Genomic DNA, 23,623 nt, shown 5'->3' with positions numbered 1-23,623 from the left:
CTGTCGACAGGGGCGCTGGGCTGGGTCTACGCTCTCGCTAGAGCGATCTATCTAGTGGAGGGGTCATGGATGGTCTGCCAGCTCTTCGAGTAATTCTCGGGTTCAGCCTCTTGTCCACCACGCTGCACTACGCCCACAACTCCATCGCGCTGGACCAGTATCCGTCGGTGGATGGGCTGGGCGGGGTCCTCGGCCAGGTCCTGATCGTTTTCGCCTGGCTGCTGTTCACCGCGTTCGGCGTGCTCGGGTATCGCCGCTACGCGCGGAAGGCGGACTGGACGTCGCTGGCTTTCCTGGCTGTTTACTCGCTCGCGGGCTTGGCGACCATGGGACACTTCCTTGTCGGCCCGGTGAACCTGCCGGCGTTCTGGTTCGCGACGATCTTCACCGACACGCTCGCCGGGCTCGCGATCTGGGTGTTCGTCATCTGGGCGGCGACCAGGAATGCGGCCGTTCGAGGTGAAGTATCTACACAACATTGACGACGTCAATTCTTTTGTAGACAATCGAGGGTATGGCCTCCACGGACGCGGTCACTTTCGATCGGCATCCCGCCTCGTACCGGCACTGGCGCCTCACGGTCGAGGGCGCGGTCGCCTGGCTGGAGCTCGACGTCGATGAACAGGGTGGCCTTGTCCCAGGCTACGAGCTGAAGCTCAATTCGTACGACCTCGGCGTCGACATCGAGCTGTACGACGCGACGCAGCGGCTGCGTTTCGAGCATCCCGAGGTCCGCGCGGTCGTCATCACCAGCGCGAAGGAGAAGGTGTTCTGCGCCGGCGCGAACATCCGCATGCTCGCCGCGTCCGAACACCAGTGGAAGGTGAACTTCTGCAAGTTCACCAACGAGACCCGCAACGCCATCGAGGACGCGACCGCGCACTCCGGCCAGATCTACCTCGCGGCGGTCAACGGCACCTGTGCCGGCGGCGGCTACGAGATCGCGCTGGCCTGCGAGAAGATCCTGCTGGTCGACGACAATTCGTCGACCGTCGCGCTGCCGGAGGTGCCGTTGCTCGGGGTGCTGCCCGGGACCGGCGGGCTCACCCGCGTGGTCGACAAGCGCCGGGTCCGCAAGGATCTCGCCGACGTCTTCGCGACGCGTCCCGACGGTGTGAAAGGCAAGACGGCGGTCGAGTGGCGGCTCGTCGATGAGCTCGTGCCGCGGCAAGAATTCCGCGAAACGGTCAAAAGGCGCGCACAAGAGCTGGCTGAGACCAGCTCCCGGCCGAGTGGCGTGACAGGCGTCGAACTCGCGCCGCTCGAATGCGAGAGCACTGACGGCGAACTGAGGTATCGGTTCGTTCGAGCGGAGCTGGACCGTGCGCTGGGACTCGTGTCGATCACCGTGCGGGCGTCGGCCGAAGATGGCTGGCTCCTGCGCATGACCCGTGAGCTCGACGACCTCATCCTCCGGCTGCGCACCAACGAGCCCGAGCTCGGAACGTGGCTGTTGCGCACCGAGGGCGACCCGGCCGACGTGCTCGCCCAAGAGCAGGCTTTGTCGGATGACTGGCTGTCGAACGAAATCGTCCACTTCTACAAGCGCACCTTGAAACGCCTCGATGTCACCAGCCGCAGTCTCATCGCGCTGATCGAACCGTCGAGCTGTGCCGCCGGACTGCTTTTCGAGCTGGCGCTGGCCTGCGACCGGCAGTACATATTGGACGGTCCGCCGATCGACGACGAAGACAGCGCGGACCGTGCCTCGATCACGCTCACCGAGGCGAACTTCGGCATGTTCCCGATGGGCAACGGGCTGACGCGCCTCGAATCCCGCTTCTACGGCGACGCGGAGCATCTCGCCGCGCTGCCGAGGACGCGGCTGAGCCCCGCGGAGGCGGTCGAGCACGGGCTGGTAACCGACGCCCCTGACGACCTCGACTGGGAGGACGAGATCCGCATCGCGCTCGAAGGGCGGGCGTCACTGAGCCCGGACGCGCTGTCCGGGATGGAGGCGAACCACCGGTTCGTCGGGCCGGAGACGATCGAAACCAAGATCTTCGGCAGGCTCGCCGCCTGGCAGAACTGGATCTTCACCAGGCCGAACGCCTCAGGTGAGGAAGGAGCCCTGCGCCGCTACGGCACAGGGCAGAAGGCGGTCTTCGACAGGAAGCGTGTCTGAACCCATGCCGGAAAAGATCGACTACGACGCCAAGATCCCCAACAACGTGGACCTCGCCTCCGACCGGCGCCTGCAGCGGGCGCTGGAGGGCTGGCAGCCGAAGTTCATGAACTGGTGGGGAGAGATGGGCCCGACGCTGCAGACTCAGGGCGTCTACCTGCGCACGGCGGTCAGTGTCGGCAGAGAAGGCTGGGCGCACTTCGACCACGTCAACGTGCCCGACTACCGCTGGGGCATCTTCCTCGCCGAGCGCGACCCCGACCGCCGCATCGCGTTCGGCGAGCACAAGGGCGAGCCCGTGTGGCAGCAGGTGCCCGGCGAGTACCGCGCCGAGCTGCAGCGGCTGATCGTCATCCAGGGTGACACCGAGCCCGCGTCCGTCGAACAGCAGAAGCTGCTGGGACTGACCGCGCCGAGTCTCTACGACCTGCGCAACCTGTTCCAGGTCAATGTCGAGGAAGGCCGCCATCTGTGGGCGATGGTGTATCTGCTGCACGCCTACTTCGGCAGGGAAGGCAGGGACGAGGCGGAAAGCCTGTTGCTGCGCAATTCCGGCAGTCCCGACGCGCCGCGCATTCTCGGCGCGTTCAATGAGGAGACCGCCGATTGGCTCGCGTTCTACATGTTCACGTACTTCACCGACCGAGATGGGAAATATCAACTCGGCACGCTCAAGGAAAGTTCGTTCGATCCGCTTTCGCGCACATGTGAATTCATGCTCAAGGAAGAGGCGCATCACATGTTCGTCGGCACCACCGGTGTCGACCGGGTGGTGCAGCGCAGCGCCGACCTGATCGTCGAGCACGACACCGACGACATCGCCCCGCACGGCGGCATCCCGCTGGAGATCATCCAGAAGTACATGAACTTCCACTACACGGTCTCCTTGGACCTCTTCGGCAGCGAGACCTCGACGAACGCGGCGAACTACTACACGTCCGGCCTCAAGGGGCGCTGGATGGAGACACGGCGCAAGGACGACCACCAGCTCACCGACTCGGCGGCGGTGCTGGAGCGTCCGCGAGCGGACGGAACCTGGGAAACGGAAGAGCTGCAGGCCATTCTGTTGCTGAATCTTGACCTTCGCGGCGAATACATCGCCGATTGCCAGACCGGTGTCAACCGGTGGAACAAGATTCTCTCCGATCACGGGATAGATTTCCGGTTCGCCTTGCCGCACCCTGGTTTCAATCGCGATGTGGGCATAAACTCCGGCCACCATGTGACACCGGACGGCACCATAGTCGACGAGCCGACCTGGCAGGCCGGCAAACGGAAGTGGCTGCCCACGACAGAGGACCTGACGTTCGTACGCTCGTTGATGCACCCGGTATACGAGCGCGGCAAGATCGCGAGCTGGGTGGCGCCGCCCCGGCAGGGCATCAACGGCAAACCGTTCGACTACGAGTACGTGTACCTGACGTAAGGGGCGTTGGATGACCGTTCCGCCGAGCGCGTTCAACGCGGCCGAGTACCTGCTCGACCGTCACGTCCGCGAGGGCAGGGGCGATCGGGTCGCGGTCGTCTCCGAGCGGCGGACGCTCACCTACGCCGAGCTCGCGGCTGAGGCCGCCAGGGTCGCGGCAGGCTTCGCACGGATCGGGGTCGTCCCGGAACAGCGCGTCATGCTCTGCATGGTCGACGACGTCGAGCTGCTGACCGGGATACTCGGCGCGATGTACCTGGGCGCGGTGCCGGTCCCGGTGTCGACCATGGTCACCGGGCTCGAGCTCGGCAAGGTGCTGACCGACTCGCGGGCCCGCGTGCTCTGCGTTTCGGGGGAGTTCGCCGGACAGGCGGCACGCGCGGTCGAGCTGGCTCCCGAGGTCACCGATGTGGTGCTCGACCGCGGCAAGGCGACCGAGTTGCCCGCACGGGTCACCACGCACTGCTGGACCGGTCTGTCCACTGTGGAAGCTCCTGGGTTCACGCCGTATCAGACCTGGGAAGACTCGCCGGCGTTGTGGCTGTACACCTCGGGCACCACCGGGCAGCCGAAGGGCGCGATGCACCGGCACGGCAGCATCCGCGCGGTCTGCGAGACCTACGCGCGGCACGTGCTGGCCGCGTCGGAGGACGACCGCTTCCTGTCCGTTCCGAAGCTCTTCTTCGCCTACGGGCTGGGGAATTCGGCGTTCTTCCCTCTCTCGGTCGGCGCGACGACGTTGCTGGAGCCGCAGCGCCCGACGCCCGCGCTGATCGCGGCGCGCGTGCGCACGGACCGGCCGTCGCTGTTCTTCGGGGTTCCGACGTTCTACGCGCTCCTGCTCAACAGCGATATCCCGGCCGACACCTTCGCGTCCGTGAGACTGGCCGTCTCGGCGGGCGAGCCGTTGCCGCCGGTGCTGCTCAAACGGTTCAAGGATCGGTTCGGGGTCGAGATCCTGGACGGCATCGGGTCGACCGAGGCGCTGCACATCTTTTTGAGCAACCAGCCGGGCCAGGTGCGGGCTGGGAGCACGGGTGTTCCGGTGCCGGGTTATCGCGTGCAGATCCGGGACGAGGCGGGCGCCGTCGTCGAGGCGCCGGGGCAGCCGGGTGAGCTGTACGTCTCCGGGCCGTCGATCGCGACCGGCTACTGGGCGCGGTACGAGACGACCAAGCAGGTGTTCTCCGGCGAGTGGCTGCGCACCGGTGACAGCTACCTGCGCAACGAAGACGGCACCTACAGCTGTCTGGGCCGGTTCAACGACATGCTGAAGTCGGGTGGCATCTGGGTCTCGCCAGCCGAGGTCGAGGAGCGGCTGCTCGAGCACCCGTCGGTCGCCGAGGCCGCGGTGGTCGCGGTGCCGGACGCCGACGGCATCGACAAACCCGTGGCCTGCGTGGTCGGGGTCTCGGCCCGGGCGATCGACGCCGAGGAGCTGATCGAGTTCTGCCGGTCCGGGCTCGCCTCGTTCAAACGCCCGCGCGGGGTGATCGAACTGGCCGAGCTGCCGAAGACGGCGACCGGCAAGATCCGGCGCAACATCATCCGGGAGATGGTCCGCGACTCGCTGCGCGTGGTGGCTCCCCGCTCATGATCGAAGGGCACGTCGTCGTCGACGCACACGTCCATGTGCCCAGGCTCTCGACCTTGAAGCCCGCGTGGCTCGAGTGGGCCGAGCGGTACTCGGGACCGCATCCGTGGCGGTCGGTCTATGACGACGACGGCGTGCCGGTGCCCGCCAAGCTCGACGCGCTCTTCGAGGCCGAAGGTGTCGACCGGGCGCTGCTGTTCTGCGAGTACAGCCCACGCGCGACCGGGATCCAGCCGTTCGAGGACAACCTGCCGCTGGTCGAGTTCAACCCCGCACGCTTCCGCCTGGTGGCGAATGTCAACCCGCACCTGCACCACCCCGTCGCCAGCGCCGTCGAGTGGCAACTCGACCTCGGCGCGGTCGCGCTGAAGATCCATCCGGTGCACGGTGCGTTCTCGCCTGCGGACAAGGAGCTCTACCGCGCGTACGAGGTCTGCGCGGCGCGCGGGGTGCCGGTCATCCTGCATTCCGGAACGAGCACGTTCCCCGGCTCGCGGTCCAGCTTCGGCGACCCGGCGCTGCTGACCGACGTCATCGAGGACTTTCCCGAGGTCCAGTTCGTGCTCGCGCACGGCGGCCGAGGCTGGTGGTACGACACGGCGGGATTTCTGGCCCTGTCCAAGGAGAACGTCTGGCTCGATCTGGCCGGTCTGCCCCCGAAGAAGCTCCCGGACTACTACGCCCGCTTCGATTTCCAGCGCCTGGCGGAAAAGTTCGTCTTCGGCACCGACTGGCCAGGCGTCCCCGGAGCCAACCGCAACGTCCGCGCCCTCGCCAAACTGGGCCTGCCCAACGGCGTGCTCCGCGCGATCCTCGCGGGCAACGCGGCCAAACTCTTCCCCGGCCTGGCCGTCTGAAACCGCCCCCGGTACCTAACCAACCCCCCGCCCGTCCCTGGGGGCTCCGCCCTGCACCAGTCTACCGGCCCCCACCGACACAACCCGGCGAAACCCGGGGTTGTCCACAGGGACCCAAGACTGTGGGTAACCCGGAAAACGCCTGGTCAGAGAGGGTAGAAAGTAGGCGGGGTTCAGCGGGCTCCCTCCCCGACGAAAGAGCCCGCTGAGCCCCTGGTTCAGGTGATGAGCTGGTGCAGGCAGAGGACGTTGCCCTCTGAGTCGGCGAACCAGGCCGCGCGTTCCTTGCCGAGTTCGGCGATGTGGTTGACGGTCTTCAAGCCCTCCATTTCGAAGTCCTGGAAGTGCACGCCGCGTTGTTCCAGCGCGGAGATCTCGCCTTCGAGGTCGCCGACCTCGAAGCTGAGTGCGGTGTTCTCGCTCTGCGCTCCGGCCGGCATCGGACGGAGACCGATCGAGCCCGCCCCGGCTTCGAAGTACACGGTGCCGTCGTCGCCCGCACCCATCCGGCGCAGGCCAAGTGCGTCGGCGTAGAAGCGGGCGGCGCGCTCGGCGTCGGCGACGGGGAGCATGGTCGTGATGGTCGATTCGGTGAGCATGCGGCCATGTTCCGCTTACCGGTGCACGCGACCAAGGGGTCTATGGACCCTGGTTTTTCACTCCGAGTTGGCGGCGCGCAGCGCGCGCATCGCGTCGGCCAGCGCGGTCGACGCGGACGGGCCGAGCGGGGCGAGCACGATCCGGCGCAGGATCTCGGCGCACGCCTCGCGGGCCTTTTCCGCGACCTCGGTGCCGTGGGTGGTGAGCTCGGCGAACGTGACACGCCGGTCGTCGGGGCTCGGGACGCGGCAGATGAGATCCGCGGCGACCATCCGGTCGGCGACCTTCGTGAACCCGCCGCTCGACAGCGCCGCCTCCCGCGCGAGCTGCGTCATCGGCATCCGATGCTCCGACGTGCGGATCAGCCGGAGCAGGATGTCGAACGTCGCGGGCGCGAGGCCGAAGCGCTCGGCGATCTCGCTCATCAGTTTGTCCTGGGTGGCGAGGTAACCCTCGATGACCAGGCCCCACCAGCTGACGATCTCGTCGTCTTCGGGTTTGCTCGGCACCGCGCCAGCATATCTCACCGGAATATATCTTGCGCGCAAGAGGTTATGGGGTTAGCTTGATGAAGCGACCACGAGGAGACAGCGATGTCGATCAAAACTTCCGGCCTCCACCACGTCACCGCGATCGGTGGCGACCCGCAGCGCAACGCGGACTTCTATCTGCGCACGCTCGGCCTGCGGCTGGTGAAGACCACCGTCAACTTCGACGACCCCGGCACGTACCACCTCTACTACGGTGACCAGTCCGGCAAGCCCGGCTCGCTGATGACCTTCTTCCCGTGGAAGGACGCGCCGCGCGGCCGCCACGGCACCGGTCAGGCGACCACGACCTCGTTCTCCGTGCCCGAGGCCTCCATCGGCTGGTGGAAGCAGCATTTGGCGGCGAGCGGCGTCGAGGCGGGCCAGATCCGCAACGCCGACGAGGAGGACGTGCTCACCTTCCGCGACCCGGACGGCCTCGAACTCGCGCTCGTCGCGCACCCGCAGGGCGACCCGCGTGACCCGTGGGACACCAAGCTGGTGCCCGCCGAGCACGCCATCCGCGGCCTGCACTCGGTCACCCTGTCGGTGTCCAAAGAGGACGCGACGGCGGGCATGCTCACCGACGGGCTCGGCCTCAGCTTCGCCAACCAGGACAGCAACCGGCTGCGGTTCGCCGCCGGTGAAGGCGGCCCTGGCGCGCTGGTCGACGTGCTCGTGACGCCCGAGGCCCCGCGCGGGCTGGTCGCCGCCGGCACCGTGCACCACGTCGCGTGGCGCGCGCCGGACGAGCAGACCCAGGTCGAGTGGCGCGAGGAACTCGCCGACAAGGGCGTGCATGTGACGTCCATTTTGGACCGTCAGTACTTCCGCTCGATCTACTTCCGTGAGCCGGGCGGCACGCTGCTCGAGGTGGCCACCGACGAACCCGGTTTCGCGATCGACGAGCCGCTGCTCGAGCTCGGCCGCGCGCTGAAGCTCCCGCCGTGGCTGGAGCCGAACCGCGCCGAGATCGAGGCCATGCTGCCGAAGCTCAATCTCCCCAGCGAGAACAACCCGGAGCGGGCATGACACTCGATCACAAGTTCTTCGAGGGCGACGAGAACGCGCCGGTGCTGGTGCTACTGCACGGCACCGGCGGCGGCCCGGACGACCTGCTCGGCCTCGCCAAGGCGTTGAGCCCGGCCTCGGCCGTGCTCGCGCTGGCCGGCCCGGTTTCGGAGCACGGCGCGGCGCGCTGGTTCCGGCGGCTCGCCGAGGGTGTCTTCGACTACGAGGACGTCGTCTTCCGTGCGAACCAGCTCGCGGATTTTCTTATCAAGGCGAGGGAAACGTACGGGCTCGGTGAGCGCAGGATGATCGCTGTCGGCTTCTCCAACGGCGCCAACATCGCCGCGGCGGTCACCCTGCTCAGGCCGGACGCGCTCACGGAAGCCATCGCCTTCGCGGCGATGTCACCGGTGCCCGAGCCGCCCGCGCTGGACCTCCACGGCACCCGGGTGTTCCTGTCCAACGGCGAACGCGACCCGATGGCCCCGCTCACCTCGACCGGCGAACTCGTCCGCGCCCTGCGTGAGCGCGGCGCCGAGGTCACCGAGCACCGCCATCCCGGCGGGCACCAGGTGACGATCGAAGGCGTCGAATCGGCAAAGGAGTGGATCAAGAGTATTGCCGACCGCTAGAGCGGTCCGCGACACTCACGGGTCATGACCGCACTCGACGCTTGGACGGAGCAGCTCGCCGCCTGGGCCATTCCCGAGCACATCGTCGCGGCGGCACCCGAGTCACCCTGGGTGCTGCCGAAGGCGGTGTTCACCCGCCGGGCGGACCGCTACGTCGGTTCGCCCGTCGGCGCTTCCTACGAGGAACTGCACAAGGCCTTGCAGGACAAGGGAACGGTGCTCGACATCGGTGCGGGCGCCGGGGCGGCCAGCCTGCCAGCCGCAGAGTTCATCACGCACCTCACGGCGGTCGACGCCAACGAGGACCTGCTCGCCGAGTTCGCGCAGCGTGCCACGGCACTGGGTGTCGAGCACGAACTCGTCCACGGCTGCTGGCCCGAGGTGGCGGGCGATGTCGACCCCGCCGACGTCGTGATCTGCGCGAACGTGCTCTACAACGTGCCGGACCTGCGCCCGTTCGCCGAAGCGCTGACCGGCTGGGCGCGCCGGCGGGTGATCGTCGAGCTCGCCGATGCCCACCCGCTGACCTCGATCAACGCCCTGTGGAAACACTTCCACGGCATCGACCGCCCACTCGGCCCGACCGCCGAGGACGCCGCCGCCGCGCTGCGTGAACTCGGCATCGAGCCCGAGGTCGCCCGCTGGCGCAGACCGGCGATGGCCGAATACCGCCGTTTCGGCGAACTCGTCGACGTGACCCGGCGACGGCTCTGCCTCCCGCCCGAGGCAGCCGACGACGTCGCGGAAGCCTTGCGCGGTCAGGGAATCGACGCGGGCAACCCGCCGGATCTCGGTTCCTCCGGCCGCGAAGTGGTCACCTTGTCCTGGTCCGGCTCACCCAAACGGGGGTCGTGACCCGGCGTCGACGGCCCGATGGCCGCACAATCGGGGCATGACTCACGCGCAGGACAGCGCCGAAATCCCCGAACCGGCACCCGGGCACCCCGAAGCCGAGCCCCGGCACGCCAAAAAGGTGAAAAGCGGGCGGATCAGCGGGGTCTGGGTCGCTGTGATCGTGGCGCTCGTCGTGCTGGTCCTGCTGCTGATCTTCATCCTGCAGAACCTCGACACGGTCAGCGTGCACTTCTTCGGCATGGACGGCAGCATGCCGCTGGCCGTGGCGATGCTGTTCTCGGTGATCGCGGGCGGCGCGCTGGTGGCGCTGATCGGCGGCGCCCGGATCCTGCAGCTGCGCAGGCAGGTGCGCCGCTAAGCCGCCTTCTTCAGCTGGTCGACGCGCAGGATCAGCGCCAGCCCTGCCACGGCGAGGATCAGCCCGACCCACCACGGGGTCGGGAAGACGTGCTTGTCCAGCAGGCCGAGCAGGCCCCAGTCCTTGTCCCAGCCGAACCTGGCGATCATCGAACCGGCGCCCTGGATGACGCCCAGCGCGCCGATGCCCTCCAGCGCCGTCAACGCTTCCTTGCTTGCCATAGTGTTTCCCCCGATCGGAATCTTTATGGTTCGATCGTATCAAATAAGCGGGGAAGCATGCCGAAAAAAGTGGATCACGAGCAACGGCGCAGGCAGATCGCCGAGGCCGTGTGGCGGATCGCGAGCGGGCGCGGGCTCGAAGACGTGACGTTGCGGCAGGTCGCGGCGGAAGCGGGCGTGTCGACGCGGCTCGTCCAGTACTACTTCGGTAGCCGTGACGCGCTGCTGCTCGGCGCGCTCGAACTGCTCTCGCTCGACCAGAAACAGCGGGTCGAGGAGCGAATCCCGAAAGACGCTTCGCCGCGCTTGCTCCTGCGCGAGATCCTCATCGGGCTGCTGCCGCTGGACGAGCACCAGCGCATGACGTTGCTGGTCCAGCTCGCCTACTTCATCCGCGCGCTCAACGACGAGGCGTTGGCCGCGGCTTTCATCGACCCCGAAGACCAGTCGCTGGAGAACCTGTTCATCGAGATCATGACCGCGGCCCGGGCTCAAGGGCAGATCGCGGACGGGCTCGACCTCGCCCGTGAGGCCGACACGCTCCTCGCGGTCTCGACCGGTGTCGGGCCGGACATCCTGGTCGGGCTTAAGACCGGTGACCAGGTGATCGCCATGATCGACTATCACCTGGACCGCATCTTCCTCAGCTCAGAATGATCGACACCATGCCGAGCATGGTCTCCGCGAGCTCGCCTTTCGCGGTCACGCGGTCCTGCACGTCGGCCGGCCGCACATTGCGGGTGCAGAGCCGCCAGAACGTGTCGGCATCGGTGCTCACGGACGACAGCGTCGGCTTGCCGGGCGAGCAGCGGTCCAGCAGCCAGCCTTCGGCCTCGCGCCGAGCCGTCCAGACCTGGCCGCCGACGGTGTAGGCGACCTGCTTCCCGGGGCGCGCCACGTGGTCGCGCAGCGTGAACGGCAGCGCGCGCATGAACGTGTCGATCACCGGATCGCGGAATTCCCGCTGGTCGAGCGGCCGCGCGCCGACGGCCTCGCGGATCTGCTGCTGATGCACCCAGTACTCCGTGTACTCGCGTGCCGCGTCCAGCCACACCGGCGCCGGTTCCGGCCCGGCCCACGTCACCGGCTCGCCGAGATCGTCGAGATCCAGCCTGCCCCACAGGTCGGTGATCTGCGCCGTGCTGTCCACCAGCAGCCCGAACAGGACTTCGGGCGAAAGCCGCCGCAGCGCGAGCACCCACTCGGCGTTGATCCGGTCGATGAACGCCCCGAACGTCTCGCCGGGCAGCGGGCCGCCGACGCGGTACTCGTCGCGATCACGCGAGAGCTTGCCGAGCTTGTCGCCGAGGATGTGCGCCGCGACGTCGTGCACCGACCAGCCCGCGCAGGCCGTCGGCGCCGCCCACTGGTCCGCGTCGAGCCCGCCGAGCAGGTCGATCAGTGCTTGCTCCTCCTTGGCCAGCAGCGCGAGCACGTCGATCGGCGGACCCCAGCGGGAGAACGGCATGAGTGTGATTGTCCCAGCTCGTTCTCGGCCGTTCGGCGTACCCACGGGTAGGCTCGGAATGTGAACGTGCACGAGCGAATGCTCGGCCCCGGCCAGGGCGACCGTCCCGAGGAGAACGACGGCCCCAACCTGGTCCAGCGGGCCGGTGCGCTGGCGAGCTGGGCCGCGAGGACCGGCTTTTCCATCGGCAGGCGGCTGCCGGGTGTCGAAGCGGCCGAACGCGGGCTGCTGCAGATCGAACGCCAGCTGCTCGGCGAGCTGCGGCGGCGCCTCGACGAGGTCGACGACCCGTATCACGCCGCGCTCACCGCCGCGTCCAGCATGAACGGTTATCAGGGCAACGGCCTGCAGGCGAGGGAGACGGTCACCGTCGTCCCCGCGCGCGGCGACCTCAGCGAGCCGCTGCGCGCCGCGATGGCCGAGCTGCTCAACCGATCCATCGGCTTCGGCCGGGACCGGGCCAAGGAATACCTGTACGCGGTCATCCTGCGTCAGCTCACCCCGGACGAGGCACGCATCCTCTCCGCGCTGTCCGACGGCACGCCGTTCCCGCTGATCGACGTCGCCGAACGCACCAACCTCGGCGGCGCCGGCCGGATCGTGCTGCGCAACGCGTCGACCGTCGGCAAGAACGCCGGTGTGTCGCTGCTCGACCAGGTGCCGAGTTACGTCACCCGGCTCGTCGGGCTCGGGCTGGCCGAGATCGACGAGGAAGCGCCGTCGCTGGAGACCCAGTACGAGATCCTGATGACCGACGAAACGGTCCGCGACGCCGAGAAATCGGTCAAGCGGGCCAAGTTCATCCGGCGCACCGTGCACATCTCGCGGCTCGGCGCGCAGTTCTGGACGGCGTGTGACCCGACGAGGTAGGGGGGCTTCGTGAGCGATTTCGCTCAGCACTGGCCCCTTTATGCCTCGATCCCGCTCGTCGCGGCGCTCATCGGGTACGTGACCAAGCTGGTCGCCATCCGGATGATGTTCCAGCCGCTCGAATTCGTCGGCGTCAAACCGTTCCTCGGCTGGCAAGGCATCGTGCCGAAGCGTGCCGCGCGGATGGCGAGCATCGCGTGCGACACGATGACCCAGCAGCTTATTAAGCCTGCTGAGGTCTTGGATCGGCTCGATCCGGCACGGGTCGCCAAAGAGCTTGAGAAACCACTGATGTCCGCGGTCGAAGAGATCGTGCGCGATGTCGCGAGCCAGTATCAGGCGGACCTGTGGGAGTCGATGCCCGTCCGCATGCAGGAAATGGTCATCCGCCGCGTGCAGGCCGAGGCGCCGAAGATGATCGCCGGGGTGCTCGACGCGATCAAGGAGGACATCGACCAGGTCTTCGACCTCAAGGACATGGTCGTCACCGCGCTGGTCAAGGACAAGGCGCTGCTGAACCGGATCTTCCGCGAGTCGGGCAGCAAGGAGTTCCAGTTCATCGCGCGGTCGGGCCTGGTCTTCGGCGGGCTCATCGGGGTCGTCCAGTTGATCGTCTGGCTGCTCTTCCGCTTCCCGCTGATCATGCCGTTGTTCGGCTTGTTCACCGGCTGGTTCACGGACTGGCTGGCACTGAAGATGATCTTCGTGCCGAGGCGGCCGAAGAAGTACTTCGGGATCGTCGAGTGGCAGGGCTTGTTCCTCAAGCGCCGCGAAGAGGTCGCCGAGGCGTACGGCGCGCTCATCGCGAAGGAAATCATCACCCCGCACAACGTGCTCGAAGCAGTGCTGCGCGGGCCGCTCTCGGATCGGGTGCTCGCGTTGATCCAGCGCCAGATCGACACCGAACTCGGCCTCTCGCGCCGCCCGCTGGTGGTGTTCGCCGTCGGCAGCAAGCGCTACCAGGAGATGAAACTCAGCATTTCGCGCAAGATCATGGACCGGCTGCCGGAGTCGATGCGGTATATCGAGGACTACGCCGAAGACGCGATGGACATTCGCAACCTGCTGGTCACCAAAATGAAAGAATTGGAGCCGGAGGAGTTCGAAGAACTGTTGCGGCCCGCCTTCCAGCAGGACGAATGGATCCTGATCGCGACCGGCGCGATACTCGGATTCTGTATGGGTGAGGCGCAAGTGCTGCTGCTGGAGCATTTCTCGGGCTGAGTGCCCTTTGGGGAACCCGATGCCACCCGAAAAGCGGCTATGCATTTCCGTCGATCGGTCTAAGGTGACGCCGTGCAGACCTCGTGGCAGCAGGACATCCGCATCGCCATGACCATGGTGGGTGGTTCGAGCCTGGCCGTCTGGATGGGCGGGGTCGCCGCCGAAACCTCGGAACTGTTGCACGCCACCGGGGACAGCGTCTACCGGCGGCTGCTCGACCTGCTCAACGCCACGGTCTCGCTCGACGTGCTGACCGGAACGAGCGCGGGCAGCATCAACGTCGCGTGCCTTGGCCTGGCCGAGGCGTACGGCTCGACGCCTGCGGTGCTGCGCGACTCGTGGATCGAGATGGGCGCGCTGGAGAAGCTGCTCCGCGATCCGGGCGAGAAGCAGCCGCGGTCGCTGTTCGACGGGGACAAGGTGCTGCTCGGCGGCTTGCAGACCGCGCTGCGAGACATAATCGGGGACCGGAAGCCCGTCGAGTCGCCCGACGTGACCGTGCTGCTCACCGGCACCATGATCGACGCCGAGACCGCGCGGTTCGACGACGCGCTCGGCAACCTGGTGCGCGACAGCGAACATCGGCTGGTGTTCCGCTTCGACCGTCCACTGTGGAACAACGGGGTGGTCGAGCCGCTCGCGCTGGCGGCACGCTCGTCCGCGTCTTTCCCTGGTGCCTTCGAGCTTTCGTGTGTTCCGGTCGGCGTGCCCGGCGGGGACAAGGCACATCCGGATATGAACGCTTACGTCGACGTCACCCGGTCGCACTGGCTCACCGATGGCGGCGTGCTGCTTAAGAAGCCGTTAGGGCCCGCGCTGCGCGAGATCTTCGAGCGGCCCGCTGAGCAGGACGTCAGGCGGCTGCTGCTCTATGTCGTGCCGACCGGCGAGGGGGAGGCCGAGCAGAAGAAGGTCGACCCGAAGAACCCGCCGCTGCTCGGCGGGGCGATGAGCCAGGTCGTCGCGGCCGTGCTGAACCAGTCGATCAGCGCCGAGTTCGATGAGCTGACCCGGCACAACGACGCCGTGGTCAAGACGCGGGGCACGAGGGTCTCGCTGGCGGCGCTCGGCTGCCGGGTCGGCGCCGAGGCGCTGGTCGACGAGCGGCTTATGAAGGACTATCGGCAGCGTCGCGTCCAGGAAGACGCGACGCAACTGGTCCGCGAAGCGACGCGAAGGCTTAATAAAGCGGGTGGCAATGGCGAGTGGGCGTCCGGTGTTTCCGCGGAGCTGCGCGCCGCCGCGATCAAGGGGCTGTGCACGGAGCTGCCCGAGACCCTGCCGGAAGGCGGTTGTGAAGGTGCGGAGCTCGTCGCGTTCCGGACGTCCGCGCTCGACGATGCCGTCGCGACCGGGCTGCAGCTGATCAACAGCGGGTTCCGGCTCGGACCGTCGCCCGAGCAGGCGGCGCTGTTCAACGACAGCCGGACGCTGCTGCACCAGGCACGCAAGGCCGCGGCCCGCGAGATCCGGCTGACGGACTGGATCGGCCGTCAGCGGTTGCCGAAAAAGGACGAAGAGCTCGTCACCTGGGTCAACTGGCTGGCCGACGAGTGGGCTTTCCTTGGCAGGAAAGAACAACTCGCCGGTGCGTGGAAGCAGGTCGTCGACGCGCTCCGTGCGGTGACGCCCGCGCTGCGCCTGCTGCCTGCCGACAAAGACCCCGACGCCGCGAACACCGTGAAGACGTTGCTCGACTGGCTCGGCCTCACCGACGACCAGCGCACCGCGTCGGACGCGCTCGTCAACACCAGGCTGCTGACACTGCACATCGCCACCCGCGGCCTGCTCGCACAGCTCCCGTCGGTGGACCAGCGGGTCGACCTGGTGCAGGTCAGCGCCGATTCACGCACCTTGCTCGACATGAAACGGTCGCGTGCCACGGACAAGCTCACCGGCATGCAGGCCGACTACTTCGGCGCGTTCTACAAATCGTCGTGGCGGGCGAACGACTGGATGTGGGGCCGGATCGACGCCGTCGGCTGGCTGCTGCAATGCCTGCTCGACCCGAAACGCCTGCGCCTGCTGGCCGAACTCGAGGGCAAGGAAGCCTTCCGGGACAAGGTCAAGGAACTCTTCGACAGCATCGGCTGGCGCTCACCGAGCGAAGACGACAACATCACCGCCGACGAGGCCGCGAAGCTGGGCAAGCAGCTCGACGCCGAGCTGGCTTTCCTTGGCCTGGACGGCGAACTCCACCGCTTGGCCGAGTTCGGCAAAGCGCCGGTCAGCATGCCGATCACCGCGATGGTCTTGGCCAGGTCACGCCAGCTCCAGATCGCGCGCGCCGAACTCCCGGTCGTCGCCAAGCAGGCGACCGAGGACGCGGTCAAGGCACGCGGGAACGGAAAACTGTCGGAGCGGTTCCGTAAACTGAATCTCGACGCCATGGACGACGACTCGACGCGCCGTGCGTTCCGCGAATGCCAGGTCTCCGCGGAACGGCTCGAGGGCGAACGTGGCTCGATGCTGCTCACCAAAACCCTGATCAAGGCCGGTGCGGCGGGCCTGAACGCCGTCACCAGCGCCACGCCGAGCATGCCTGCCTCCGTCCGGCCCGCCGCGCAGTTCGCGCGGGCGACCGGCCGGTCGGCCTGGTGGATCGCGCAGGGCGCGGCCAACCTGCGCGCGCCGTGGAACTTCCTCGCGGCGGCGGTCACGGTGCTGGCCGGGTTCATCCTCGGCAATCAGACCAGCGCGGTCCTGCAGTGGATCGGCCTGCCGGTGGTGGCGGGCGCGGGGGTGTTCCTGCTGGTCAGCGTGTTCGCGCTGCGGACCACCTGGCGGCGGTTCCTGACCGTGCTGCTGGTGCTCGTGGCGGGCTGCCTGCTGTTCGCGGGCTTCATCCCGCCGATCCGCGAGCCCTTGTTCGGCTGGCTGGGCTCGGTGATGGCGGCGTTCGGGCGTGGCGAAGCCGCCGTATGGTGGCTGGTCGTGGTGGCGCTGCTGATCCTGCCCGTGGTCGTCACACCCGCGGGTGCGCTGTGGCGCCGCCTGCGTCGTAAGGCCTAGGCCGCGCCGTGGTGATCACCTGATCACGGTGAGCGATATGGTCCTGGTGGAAGGCTATTTCGAAGGCCGCCGGCGCGAAATTTGCGCAGGCTGCAACAACCCCGAATTCTACTAAGTACACAGCGCGCGCCGGATCCAAACATGCTTGTGGGACTCCTCACCGGTGAGTTCGTGTTCCCCCAGGTCTGGCGCATATGGCGTAGTCGGGCGCCTGCGATCGCTAAATGTGTCTGTTACGTTAACTGATATGTCCGGAAAGCACTTGATCGAATCCCCGACCAAGGCCGACGGTGCCGCGTTGTGGCGAATTGCGCGTGATTCGCGGAAGCTGGATCTCAACTCGCCTTACGCGTATTTGTTGTGGTGCAAGGATTTCGCCGACACCTCGGTCGTCGCCAAGGTCGACGGGGAAGCCGTCGGCTTCGTCATCGGCTACCGCAGGCCGTCGAATCCGAGCACCGCGCTGGTGTGGCAAGTGGCCGTTGACGCGTCGCAGCGTGGAAAAGGCCTGGCAGGCAAGATGCTCGACGTCCTGTTCGGCAAGCTCGTCGGCAGCGGGGTCGAGTTCCTCGAGACCACCATCACGCCTGACAACGACGCGTCCATAGCGCTGTTCGGTTCGTTCGCGAAGCGCTGGAACACACAGTTGGAACGCGAAGAACTGTTCACCTCGCAAGACTTCCCGAGCGACGGCCGGCACGAACCGGAAGACCTTTACCGGATCGGGCCGCTCAAACACTGAATGGAACGACCACAAGTCATGAACATTTTCGAAGAGCTCGAATCCGAAGTCCGCAGCTACAGCCGAGGCTGGCCGGTCGTTTTCGATCGCGCGCAGGGCAGCCGCGTTTTCGACGAGGACGGCAAGGCGTACCTCGACTTCTTCGCAGGCGCCGGCGCGCTGAACTACGGGCACAACAACCCCGTGCTCAAGCAGGCTTTGCTCGACTACATCCAGCGTGACGGCATCACCCACGCGCTGGACATGTTCACCGTGGCGAAGAAGAACTTCCTGGAGACGTTCAAGGAGAAGATCCTCGAGCCACGGGACCTCGACTACAAGATCGTCTTCCCCGGCCCCGGTGGTGCCAACGCCGTCGAAGCCGCGCTGAAGCTCGCGCGGAAGGTGACCGGCAAGGAGTCGGTCATCAACTTCACGAACGCGTTCCACGGGATGACGCTCGGCGCGCTGTCGGTGACCGGCAACTCGATGAAGCGCGGCGGCGCCGGTGTGCCGCTGGTGCACGCGACGCCGATGCCGTACGACGCCTACTTCGACGGCCAGTACCCCGACTTCCTCTACTTCGAGCGCCTGCTCGAAGACTCCGGCAGCGGCCTGAACGAGCCCGCCGCCGTGATCGTCGAAGGCGTGCAGGGCGAGGGCGGCATCAACGCCGCGAGCCTCGCCTGGCTCAAGGGACTCGCCGACCTGTGCGCGAAGCACGGCATCCTGCTGATCTTCGACGACGTGCAGATGGGCTGCGGCCGTACCGGGCCGTTCTTCAGCTTCGAGGACGCGGGCATCAAGCCCGACATCGTGTGCCTGTCGAAGTCGATCGGCGGTTACGGCTTGCCGATGGCGTTGACGCTGATCAAGCCCGAGCTGGACGTCTGGGAGCCAGGCGAGCACAACGGCACCTTCCGCGGGATCAGCCCCGCGTTCGTGACGGCGACCGAGGCGTTGCGCACCTACTGGAGCGACGACGAGCTCGAGAAGTCCACGAAGGCGAAGGGCGAGCGCATCGCCGCCGCGTTCACGGACATCGTCAAGGCCTACCCCGAGGCGAACCTCGTCGCGAAGGGCCGTGGCCTGGCGCGCGGCATCGAGTTCGAGAGCGGTGAGCTGGCCGGCAAGGTCTGCGCCGCCGCCTTCGAGCGCGGGCTGCTGATGGAGACCGCGGGTCCCGACGGCGAGGTGATGAAGCTGCTGCCGCCGCTGACCGTCACCGACGACGAGATCACCGAGGGGCTCAAGATCATCGACGAGTCCATCGCGACCGTCCTGAAGTAAGGAGCGAAGCTTGATCGTCCGCACACTCGACGAGATCACCGACACCGACGCCGACATCAAGACCGAGAACTGGCGTAGCAAGCGGATCATCCTCGCCAAGGAGGGCGTCGGCTTCTCGGTGCACGAAACCACGCTGTACGCGGGTACCACCAGCGACTTCTGGTACGCCAACCACATCGAGGCGGTCTTCATCACCGAGGGTGAAGGCGAGATCGAGGACAAGGGCACCGGCAAGGTCTACCCGCTGGCGCCCGGAACGCTCTATCTGCTCAACGATCACGACAAGCACCAGGTCAGGGCCAAGACCGACATAAAGTGCGTGTGCGTGTTCAACCCGCCCGTCACGGGCCGCGAGGTGCACGACGAACACGGTGTGTACCCGCTGATCACTGAGTAGGTCGTGTTTCTCGGATCTGGTGCGTGAGAGTCGTGATCCAGGTTGTTCCTGGCGGTGCCGCGGCGTCGCCCTCGTACCGGGGTTGTACTCGGGTGATGCCGCGGTGCCGCCAGGGACGACCTGGGCGCGGCTATCGCGTGCCCGATCCGAGAAACACGACCTTACCCCCAGGAGGAGAGCCGGTTTGACCCTCATGGACACCGGGGTGGCCGATGCCTACCCCACCCGAATCCCCGGAAACCCGGAACTGCTGGACCGCACCGATCCGACGGTGTGGGGCGCTGCGTCAGACGGCCCGATCGACGCGGCGACACTGGCCTCACACGACGCCAAGGGCTACTCGATCGTGGAGGGCCTGCTCTCCCCGGCCGAGGTGCAGGCCTACTGGCAGGAACTCGTCAGACTCTCGGCCGATCCGGCGCTCAACGCCGACGAGCGCGTGATCAGGGAAAAGCAGTCGCGGGGCGTGCGCTCGATCTTCGACGTGCACCGGCTCAGCGAGATCATCGACGAACTCGTGCGTGACCCTCGGGTGCTCGACCGGGCCAGGCAGATCCTGGGCTCGGACGTCTACCTGCACCAGACCCGGGTCAACTACATGCCGGGGTTCAAGGGTGCGGGGTTCTACTGGCACTCCGACTTCGAGACCTGGCACGCCGAGGACGGGATGCCGTCGCCGCGCGCGGTGAGCTGCTCGATCGCGCTGACCGACAACTACCCGTTCAACGGCGGGCTGATGGTCATGCCCGGCTCGCAGCGCACGTTCATCCAGTGCGCGGGTGAGACACCCGAGGACAATTACAAGAATTCCCTCAAAGAACAGAAAACGGGCGTGCCGTCCGAGGATCACGTCACGGCGATGGCCGCCGAACACGGGATCGACCAGTTCACCGGGCAAGCGGGCTCGGCGCTGTTCTTCGACTCCAACATCCTGCACGGGTCGGGCAACAACATCACCCCGTACCCGCGCTCGAACATCTTCCTCGTGTTCAACAGCGTGGAAAACGCGCTGCTGCAACCCTTTGCGGCGGGCAAGCCGCGGCCGGACTTCATCGCCGGGCGCGACTTCACCCCGTTGAGGCGATGAGAATCTAGTGCAGGGTCGGCTGTAGCCACGTCAACGCGCCCTGTTACCTTGTCGCCATCGAGCAGACGCCGTGTCTGCGAAGAAGTTGTCGGTGACCGCAAGGGTTCCAAGCTCGGGGTGAGCCCACCCGAACGGTTGTTGACAGATCTCCACGCACGACCCCTTACCGACAGATCGGGACTGACGGTAAGGGGTCGTGTTGCGTTGTAGCCCGGTTGAGATCAATCGCCGGGTGCTTCTTGAACTGTGTTCACGGTAGGTTGGCCTCTCCGGTTGAAGAGCGATCGGGAGGTGGCATGGCGGGCACGGACGCGGCGTATTTCCAGCTGCTGGGCCCTGTCCGGCTACTGGACGGCGATCGCGCCGTCCCGATCGGCGGGCCGAGTGTCCGCGGGCTGCTGGCGTTGCTCGCGCTCGAGGTGAACCGGGTCGTGTCGCTCGACGACATCATCGACGCGCTGTGGGGCCACGATCCGCCCGCGACCGCCAAGACGATCGTGCAGGGCAACGTCTCCCATCTCCGCAGGGTGCTCCGGTCGATCCAGGGCGACAGCGACCGCGGCGCCAAGATCCTCACCGCCTCGCCGGGCTACCTGCTCGCCGCCGATCCCGACAGCGTCGACGCGCATCGCGCGCGCAACCTGCTCGATCTCGCCACGCGCGCCGAAGGGGAGCAGCGGGCCGCGTTGCTCGCCGAGGCCCACGCGCTGTGGCAGGGCCCGGTGCTCGCCGGCGTGCCCGACTCGGTGCGCGCGTCCGAACTGGAGGAACTCCGGCTCGCCGTGCATGGGGCGCGCGTCGACGCCGACCTCGAACTCGGCCGGTATTCGTCGCTGATCGTCGAACTCAGCCCGATCGTGCGGGCCAACCCGTTCGCCGAACGCACGGTCGCCCAGCTGATGCGCGCGCTCTATCACTCGGGCCGCCGCGGCGACGCGCTCGAGCTCTACCAGCGGGTTTCGCATCGCGTGGTCGACACGCTCGGCATCGAGCCCGGTTCGGAGCTGCGCGAGCTGCACGAGCGCGTGCTCAACGACGACCTGGCCGCGCCGGTGCCCGCCGAGGTGATGCCCGCGCCGGTCGCGGCGCAGCTGCCAGCCGCCGTGCCGAAGCTCGCCGGGCGCGACGGGGATCTCGCGTGGCTCGACGACCTGCTCCGCCGCGCCGAGGCCGGGGAAAGCGCGGTCGGTGTCGTCACCGGCACCGCGGGCGTCGGCAAGAGCGCGCTGGTCGTCTGGTGGGCGCATCGGGTCTCGCGGCGGTTCCCCGACGGGATCCTGTTCGCGTCGCTGCGCGGCTTCGATCCCCGGCATCCGCCACTGGAACCCGCCGATCTGCTGACGCAGTTCCTGCTCGGACTGGGCGTGCCCGCGCCCGAGGTGCCCGAGCAGGTCCACGAGCGCATCGCGCTGTACCGCTCGCTCATCGCGGGCCGCCGGATGCTGGTGCTGCTCGACGACGCGCGCACCGCCGACCAGGTCGTGCCGCTGATCCCGCCGGGGTCCCGGTCGATGACGCTGGTGACGAGCCGGGCCAGGCTCGACGGGCTCGCCGTGTCGAACACCGCGCGGCTGCGCGCGCTCGGCACGCTCGCGCCCCACGACGCCGTGCGGCTCATCGAAGAGCTCGCCGGGCCCGATCCCGTCAACGACCGGCTCGCCGAGCTCTGCGGCCATCTCCCGCTGGCGCTGCGGATCGTCGGCGCCCGGCTGGCCGCGAGTCCACAATGGACCGCCGACGAGCTGGTCGGCGAGCTCGCGAACGAGCGCACCAGGCTGGCCGCGCTCGACGTCGAGGACTTCGGCATGCGGGCCGCGCTCGACGTGTCCTATCGCGGCCTGCCGCCCGAGCTCGCGGAACGCTTCCGGCTCATCGGGGCGCTCAGCTGCCAGACGGCGGGCCCGCACCTGCTGGCGACACTCTGTGGCATCACGACCCGCGAGGCCAGGCGCACGCTGCGGACGCTCGCCGCGCACAGCCTGCTGACCGAAACCGCCCGAGACGTCTTCGCGCCCCACGATCTGGTGCGGCTGTACCTGCGGGAACTGGCCGAAACCGAACTCAGCGAGTCCGAACGGCACCAGGTGCTCACCCGCTCGGTGCGCTACTACAAGGCCGTCGCCGACCGGGCCCGCCGCAGGCTGCTGCGGATCGTCGACCCGCTGGACTTCACCAAGTCGATCGCCGCGGACTGCGTTCCCGACCTCGACGGTTTCGACGACGCCCAGTACTGGTTCGCGAAGGAATGGCCGAACCTGATCGCGATCCTCGAAGCGGCGGAGGCGGCCGGGCGGCACGAGGACGTCTGGCAACTCGCCAGGGTCGCGCACACCTATCAGGTCGTCTGCCCGCTCTGGGACGAGTGGACGCGGCTCGTCGGTATCGGGATCCAGGCCGCGCGGGCGTCGGGGAACGAACTCGGCCTGTGCTGGATGCTGATCTCGCGCTGCGCGATGTCGCTGACCTTCGAGCTGCCGGAAGGCTGCCTCGCCGACGCCGAGGCCGCGCTGGAGATCGCGACCGCGCTGGGCGACGGCAGGCTCGTGACCTCGGCGAACATCCACCTCGGCTCGGCGTTGACGCTGCAGGGCCGGTACCGCGAAGCGCTTGGACGGTTGCGCAGCGCCGCGGCGGAGGCCGAGCGCACCAACGACCTCGCCTTGCGCGGCCAGGCGCTCAACAACTGCGCCGAAGCCGAGAAACGGGCCGGGTTGTACGCCGAGGCGATCGATCACCAGCTCGCCTCGCTCGAAATCGACCGCAGGCTCGGCGACGACAGCTACGTCGGCGTCTCGTTGAACAACCTCGCCGAGCTTCATCTGGCATTGGGTGAGTTGACCGATGCGGAGCGTTACGCCTGGGAATCGGTCGAACTCACCCGGAGCAGGCAATTCACCCTGCAGGAAGGCGTCTCCCGGCTGACGCTCGGCCGGACCCTGCGCGCCAAGGGCGACCACGTCCAGGCCCGTGAGCAGCTCGAACTCGCGCTCGGCCGCTACGAACAGGCCAATCCCCAGCTCGCGGACGAGGTCAGGACCGAATTACGTGACCTTGTCGTCCGCTCACGCTTAGTGGATTCTTAGTGCGGACTGACGTGTCACGCGTACTGTCCTCAGCGCACCGGTCGAGCCTCAGGGGAGGGGCTGAACCAAGGACCGGTGTCGCGTCCACGGAACCCGGGGCGGGAGTTCCGCTGTGACGCGTGGAGCCGCCAGGAGCGGCTCGTGCGGTCCGGTCGGCGTTGATGGGGGGACGCCGACCGGCCGCTGGCTGGTCTTTCCTGCGCGCTCAAGAACCTGCCGCTAAAGCCCGAAAGCCACTTTCGTCAGGTGTTATCTGACGAAAGTG

Annotated in this window: 22 protein-coding genes; 18 read left to right on the top strand and 4 right to left on the bottom strand. The window is 67.4% G+C overall.

The window, feature by feature from the left end; genetic code table 11:
* Positions 1-65: 65 nt before the first annotated feature.
* The 5 genes from BLV57_RS08895 to BLV57_RS08875 are packed head-to-tail and all read left to right on the top strand — an operon-like array spanning position 66 to position 6,002.
* Complete coding sequence (locus BLV57_RS08895) at positions 66-482, top strand: hypothetical protein (protein ID WP_091288177.1); 417 nt, start codon at positions 66-68, stop codon at positions 480-482.
* 32 nt (positions 483-514) lie between these two features.
* Positions 515-2,125: a 2,3-epoxybenzoyl-CoA dihydrolase gene (boxC, locus tag BLV57_RS08890; protein ID WP_091288176.1), complete on the top strand. Its 1,611-nt coding sequence runs from the start codon at positions 515-517 to the stop codon at positions 2,123-2,125.
* Between the two features lie 4 nt (positions 2,126-2,129).
* Positions 2,130-3,551, top strand: a complete 1,422-nt coding sequence (gene boxB, locus BLV57_RS08885) for a benzoyl-CoA 2,3-epoxidase subunit BoxB (protein ID WP_091288175.1) — start codon at positions 2,130-2,132, stop codon at positions 3,549-3,551.
* Between the two features lie 10 nt (positions 3,552-3,561).
* Positions 3,562-5,148 carry a benzoate-CoA ligase family protein gene (locus tag BLV57_RS08880; RefSeq protein WP_091288174.1) on the top strand — a complete coding sequence of 529 codons (1,587 nt, stop codon included), beginning with the start codon at positions 3,562-3,564 and terminating at the stop codon, positions 5,146-5,148.
* On the top strand, positions 5,145-6,002 hold the full coding sequence (locus tag BLV57_RS08875; RefSeq protein ID WP_091288173.1) for an amidohydrolase family protein: 858 nt from the start codon (positions 5,145-5,147) through the stop codon (positions 6,000-6,002). Before BLV57_RS08880 ends, BLV57_RS08875 begins: the two co-directional genes overlap by 4 nt.
* A 218-nt stretch (positions 6,003-6,220) precedes the next feature.
* On the opposite strand, the gene BLV57_RS08870 is transcribed toward BLV57_RS08875, so the two are convergent.
* The gene (locus BLV57_RS08870) at positions 6,221-6,601 is read right to left on the bottom strand and encodes a VOC family protein (RefSeq protein WP_091288172.1); all 381 of its coding nucleotides are present in this window, start codon (positions 6,599-6,601) and stop codon (positions 6,221-6,223) included.
* Between the two features lie 57 nt (positions 6,602-6,658).
* Positions 6,659-7,111, bottom strand: coding sequence for a MarR family winged helix-turn-helix transcriptional regulator (locus BLV57_RS08865; protein WP_091288171.1), 453 nt, complete (start codon positions 7,109-7,111; stop codon positions 6,659-6,661).
* An 84-nt stretch (positions 7,112-7,195) separates the two neighbouring features.
* Here BLV57_RS08865 and BLV57_RS08860 point away from each other — a divergent pair, with 84 nt between their 5' ends.
* The 4 genes from BLV57_RS08860 to BLV57_RS08845 are packed head-to-tail and all read left to right on the top strand — an operon-like array spanning position 7,196 to position 9,985.
* Positions 7,196-8,161, top strand: coding sequence for a ring-cleaving dioxygenase (locus BLV57_RS08860; RefSeq protein WP_091288170.1), 966 nt, complete (start codon positions 7,196-7,198; stop codon positions 8,159-8,161).
* Positions 8,158-8,772 carry an alpha/beta hydrolase gene (locus BLV57_RS08855; protein WP_091288169.1) on the top strand — a complete coding sequence of 205 codons (615 nt, stop codon included), beginning with the start codon at positions 8,158-8,160 and terminating at the stop codon, positions 8,770-8,772. Before BLV57_RS08860 ends, BLV57_RS08855 begins: the two co-directional genes overlap by 4 nt.
* A gap of 24 nt (positions 8,773-8,796) precedes the next feature.
* Positions 8,797-9,627 carry a class I SAM-dependent methyltransferase gene (locus BLV57_RS08850; protein WP_091288168.1) on the top strand — a complete coding sequence of 277 codons (831 nt, stop codon included), beginning with the start codon at positions 8,797-8,799 and terminating at the stop codon, positions 9,625-9,627.
* A 37-nt stretch (positions 9,628-9,664) separates the two neighbouring features.
* Positions 9,665-9,985: a LapA family protein gene (locus BLV57_RS08845; RefSeq protein WP_091288167.1), complete on the top strand. Its 321-nt coding sequence runs from the start codon at positions 9,665-9,667 to the stop codon at positions 9,983-9,985.
* Here BLV57_RS08845 and BLV57_RS08840 read toward each other — a convergent pair.
* The gene (locus BLV57_RS08840) at positions 9,982-10,206 is read right to left on the bottom strand and encodes a hypothetical protein (protein WP_091288166.1); all 225 of its coding nucleotides are present in this window, start codon (positions 10,204-10,206) and stop codon (positions 9,982-9,984) included. The two genes, BLV57_RS08845 and BLV57_RS08840, sit on opposite strands and share 4 nt — an antisense overlap.
* 57 nt (positions 10,207-10,263) lie before the next feature.
* On the opposite strand from BLV57_RS08840, the gene BLV57_RS08835 reads away from it, so the two are divergent.
* Positions 10,264-10,863: a TetR/AcrR family transcriptional regulator gene (locus BLV57_RS08835; RefSeq protein ID WP_091288165.1), complete on the top strand. Its 600-nt coding sequence runs from the start codon at positions 10,264-10,266 to the stop codon at positions 10,861-10,863.
* Here BLV57_RS08835 and BLV57_RS08830 read toward each other — a convergent pair.
* Entirely contained in the window at positions 10,850-11,674 is an 825-nt protein-coding gene (locus BLV57_RS08830; RefSeq protein WP_091288164.1) for a maleylpyruvate isomerase family mycothiol-dependent enzyme, read from the bottom strand. The two genes, BLV57_RS08835 and BLV57_RS08830, sit on opposite strands and share 14 nt — an antisense overlap.
* A gap of 78 nt (positions 11,675-11,752) precedes the next feature.
* On the opposite strand from BLV57_RS08830, the gene BLV57_RS08825 reads away from it, so the two are divergent.
* The 8 genes from BLV57_RS08825 to BLV57_RS08790 all read left to right on the top strand — a co-directional run bounded on the left by BLV57_RS08825 (position 11,753) and on the right by BLV57_RS08790 (position 23,358).
* Entirely contained in the window at positions 11,753-12,544 is a 792-nt protein-coding gene (locus tag BLV57_RS08825) for an Abi-alpha family protein (protein WP_091288163.1), read from the top strand.
* Positions 12,545-12,553: 9 nt separating this feature from the next.
* Entirely contained in the window at positions 12,554-13,768 is a 1,215-nt protein-coding gene (locus BLV57_RS08820; protein ID WP_091288162.1) for a DUF445 domain-containing protein, read from the top strand.
* A gap of 72 nt (positions 13,769-13,840) precedes the next feature.
* The gene (locus BLV57_RS08815; protein WP_342741166.1) at positions 13,841-16,780 is read left to right on the top strand and encodes a patatin-like protein; all 2,940 of its coding nucleotides are present in this window, start codon (positions 13,841-13,843) and stop codon (positions 16,778-16,780) included.
* A gap of 247 nt (positions 16,781-17,027) precedes the next feature.
* Positions 17,028-17,522, top strand: coding sequence for a diaminobutyrate acetyltransferase (ectA, locus tag BLV57_RS08810; protein WP_091288161.1), 495 nt, complete (start codon positions 17,028-17,030; stop codon positions 17,520-17,522).
* A gap of 18 nt (positions 17,523-17,540) precedes the next feature.
* Complete coding sequence (gene ectB / locus BLV57_RS08805; RefSeq protein WP_091288160.1) at positions 17,541-18,791, top strand: diaminobutyrate--2-oxoglutarate transaminase; 1,251 nt, start codon at positions 17,541-17,543, stop codon at positions 18,789-18,791.
* Positions 18,792-18,801: 10 nt separating this feature from the next.
* Positions 18,802-19,188 carry an ectoine synthase gene (locus tag BLV57_RS08800; protein ID WP_091288159.1) on the top strand — a complete coding sequence of 129 codons (387 nt, stop codon included), beginning with the start codon at positions 18,802-18,804 and terminating at the stop codon, positions 19,186-19,188.
* A gap of 193 nt (positions 19,189-19,381) precedes the next feature.
* The gene (gene thpD, locus BLV57_RS08795) at positions 19,382-20,275 is read left to right on the top strand and encodes an ectoine hydroxylase (RefSeq protein WP_425425984.1); all 894 of its coding nucleotides are present in this window, start codon (positions 19,382-19,384) and stop codon (positions 20,273-20,275) included.
* Positions 20,276-20,571: 296 nt separating this feature from the next.
* Complete coding sequence (locus tag BLV57_RS08790) at positions 20,572-23,358, top strand: AfsR/SARP family transcriptional regulator (protein WP_091288157.1); 2,787 nt, start codon at positions 20,572-20,574, stop codon at positions 23,356-23,358.
* The last annotated feature ends 265 nt before the right edge of the window (positions 23,359-23,623 follow it).

Origin of the sequence: Amycolatopsis xylanica (assembly GCF_900107045.1) — a bacterium.
GTDB classification, from domain to species: Bacteria; Actinomycetota; Actinomycetes; order Mycobacteriales; family Pseudonocardiaceae; genus Amycolatopsis; species Amycolatopsis xylanica.
Note: the sequence above shows the minus strand (reverse complement) of the source record. Positions and strands in the feature narration are given on the sequence as shown.

Excerpts from the sequence above, each read along its gene's own strand:
- BLV57_RS08830 (WP_091288164.1), bottom strand. The coding sequence starts at position 11,674 with ATGCCGTTCTCCCGCTGGGGTCCGCCGATCGACGTGCTCGCGCTGCTG.
- BLV57_RS08845 (WP_091288167.1), top strand. The coding sequence starts at position 9,665 with ATGACTCACGCGCAGGACAGCGCCGAAATCCCCGAACCGGCACCCGGG.
- BLV57_RS08870 (WP_091288172.1), bottom strand. The coding sequence starts at position 6,601 with ATGCTCACCGAATCGACCATCACGACCATGCTCCCCGTCGCCGACGCC.
- BLV57_RS08875 (WP_091288173.1), top strand. The coding sequence starts at position 5,145 with ATGATCGAAGGGCACGTCGTCGTCGACGCACACGTCCATGTGCCCAGG.
- BLV57_RS08860 (WP_091288170.1), top strand. The coding sequence starts at position 7,196 with ATGTCGATCAAAACTTCCGGCCTCCACCACGTCACCGCGATCGGTGGC.
- BLV57_RS08835 (WP_091288165.1), top strand. The coding sequence starts at position 10,264 with ATGCCGAAAAAAGTGGATCACGAGCAACGGCGCAGGCAGATCGCCGAG.
- BLV57_RS08825 (WP_091288163.1), top strand. The coding sequence starts at position 11,753 with ATGCTCGGCCCCGGCCAGGGCGACCGTCCCGAGGAGAACGACGGCCCC.
- BLV57_RS08790 (WP_091288157.1), top strand. The coding sequence starts at position 20,572 with ATGGCGGGCACGGACGCGGCGTATTTCCAGCTGCTGGGCCCTGTCCGG.
- ectA (WP_091288161.1), top strand. The coding sequence starts at position 17,028 with ATGTCCGGAAAGCACTTGATCGAATCCCCGACCAAGGCCGACGGTGCC.
- boxC (WP_091288176.1), top strand. The coding sequence starts at position 515 with ATGGCCTCCACGGACGCGGTCACTTTCGATCGGCATCCCGCCTCGTAC.
- thpD (WP_425425984.1), top strand. The coding sequence starts at position 19,382 with ATGGACACCGGGGTGGCCGATGCCTACCCCACCCGAATCCCCGGAAAC.
- BLV57_RS08895 (WP_091288177.1), top strand. The coding sequence starts at position 66 with ATGGATGGTCTGCCAGCTCTTCGAGTAATTCTCGGGTTCAGCCTCTTG.
- BLV57_RS08840 (WP_091288166.1), bottom strand. The coding sequence starts at position 10,206 with ATGGCAAGCAAGGAAGCGTTGACGGCGCTGGAGGGCATCGGCGCGCTG.
- BLV57_RS08855 (WP_091288169.1), top strand. The coding sequence starts at position 8,158 with ATGACACTCGATCACAAGTTCTTCGAGGGCGACGAGAACGCGCCGGTG.
- BLV57_RS08880 (WP_091288174.1), top strand. The coding sequence starts at position 3,562 with ATGACCGTTCCGCCGAGCGCGTTCAACGCGGCCGAGTACCTGCTCGAC.
- boxB (WP_091288175.1), top strand. The coding sequence starts at position 2,130 with ATGCCGGAAAAGATCGACTACGACGCCAAGATCCCCAACAACGTGGAC.
- ectB (WP_091288160.1), top strand. The coding sequence starts at position 17,541 with ATGAACATTTTCGAAGAGCTCGAATCCGAAGTCCGCAGCTACAGCCGA.
- BLV57_RS08850 (WP_091288168.1), top strand. The coding sequence starts at position 8,797 with ATGACCGCACTCGACGCTTGGACGGAGCAGCTCGCCGCCTGGGCCATT.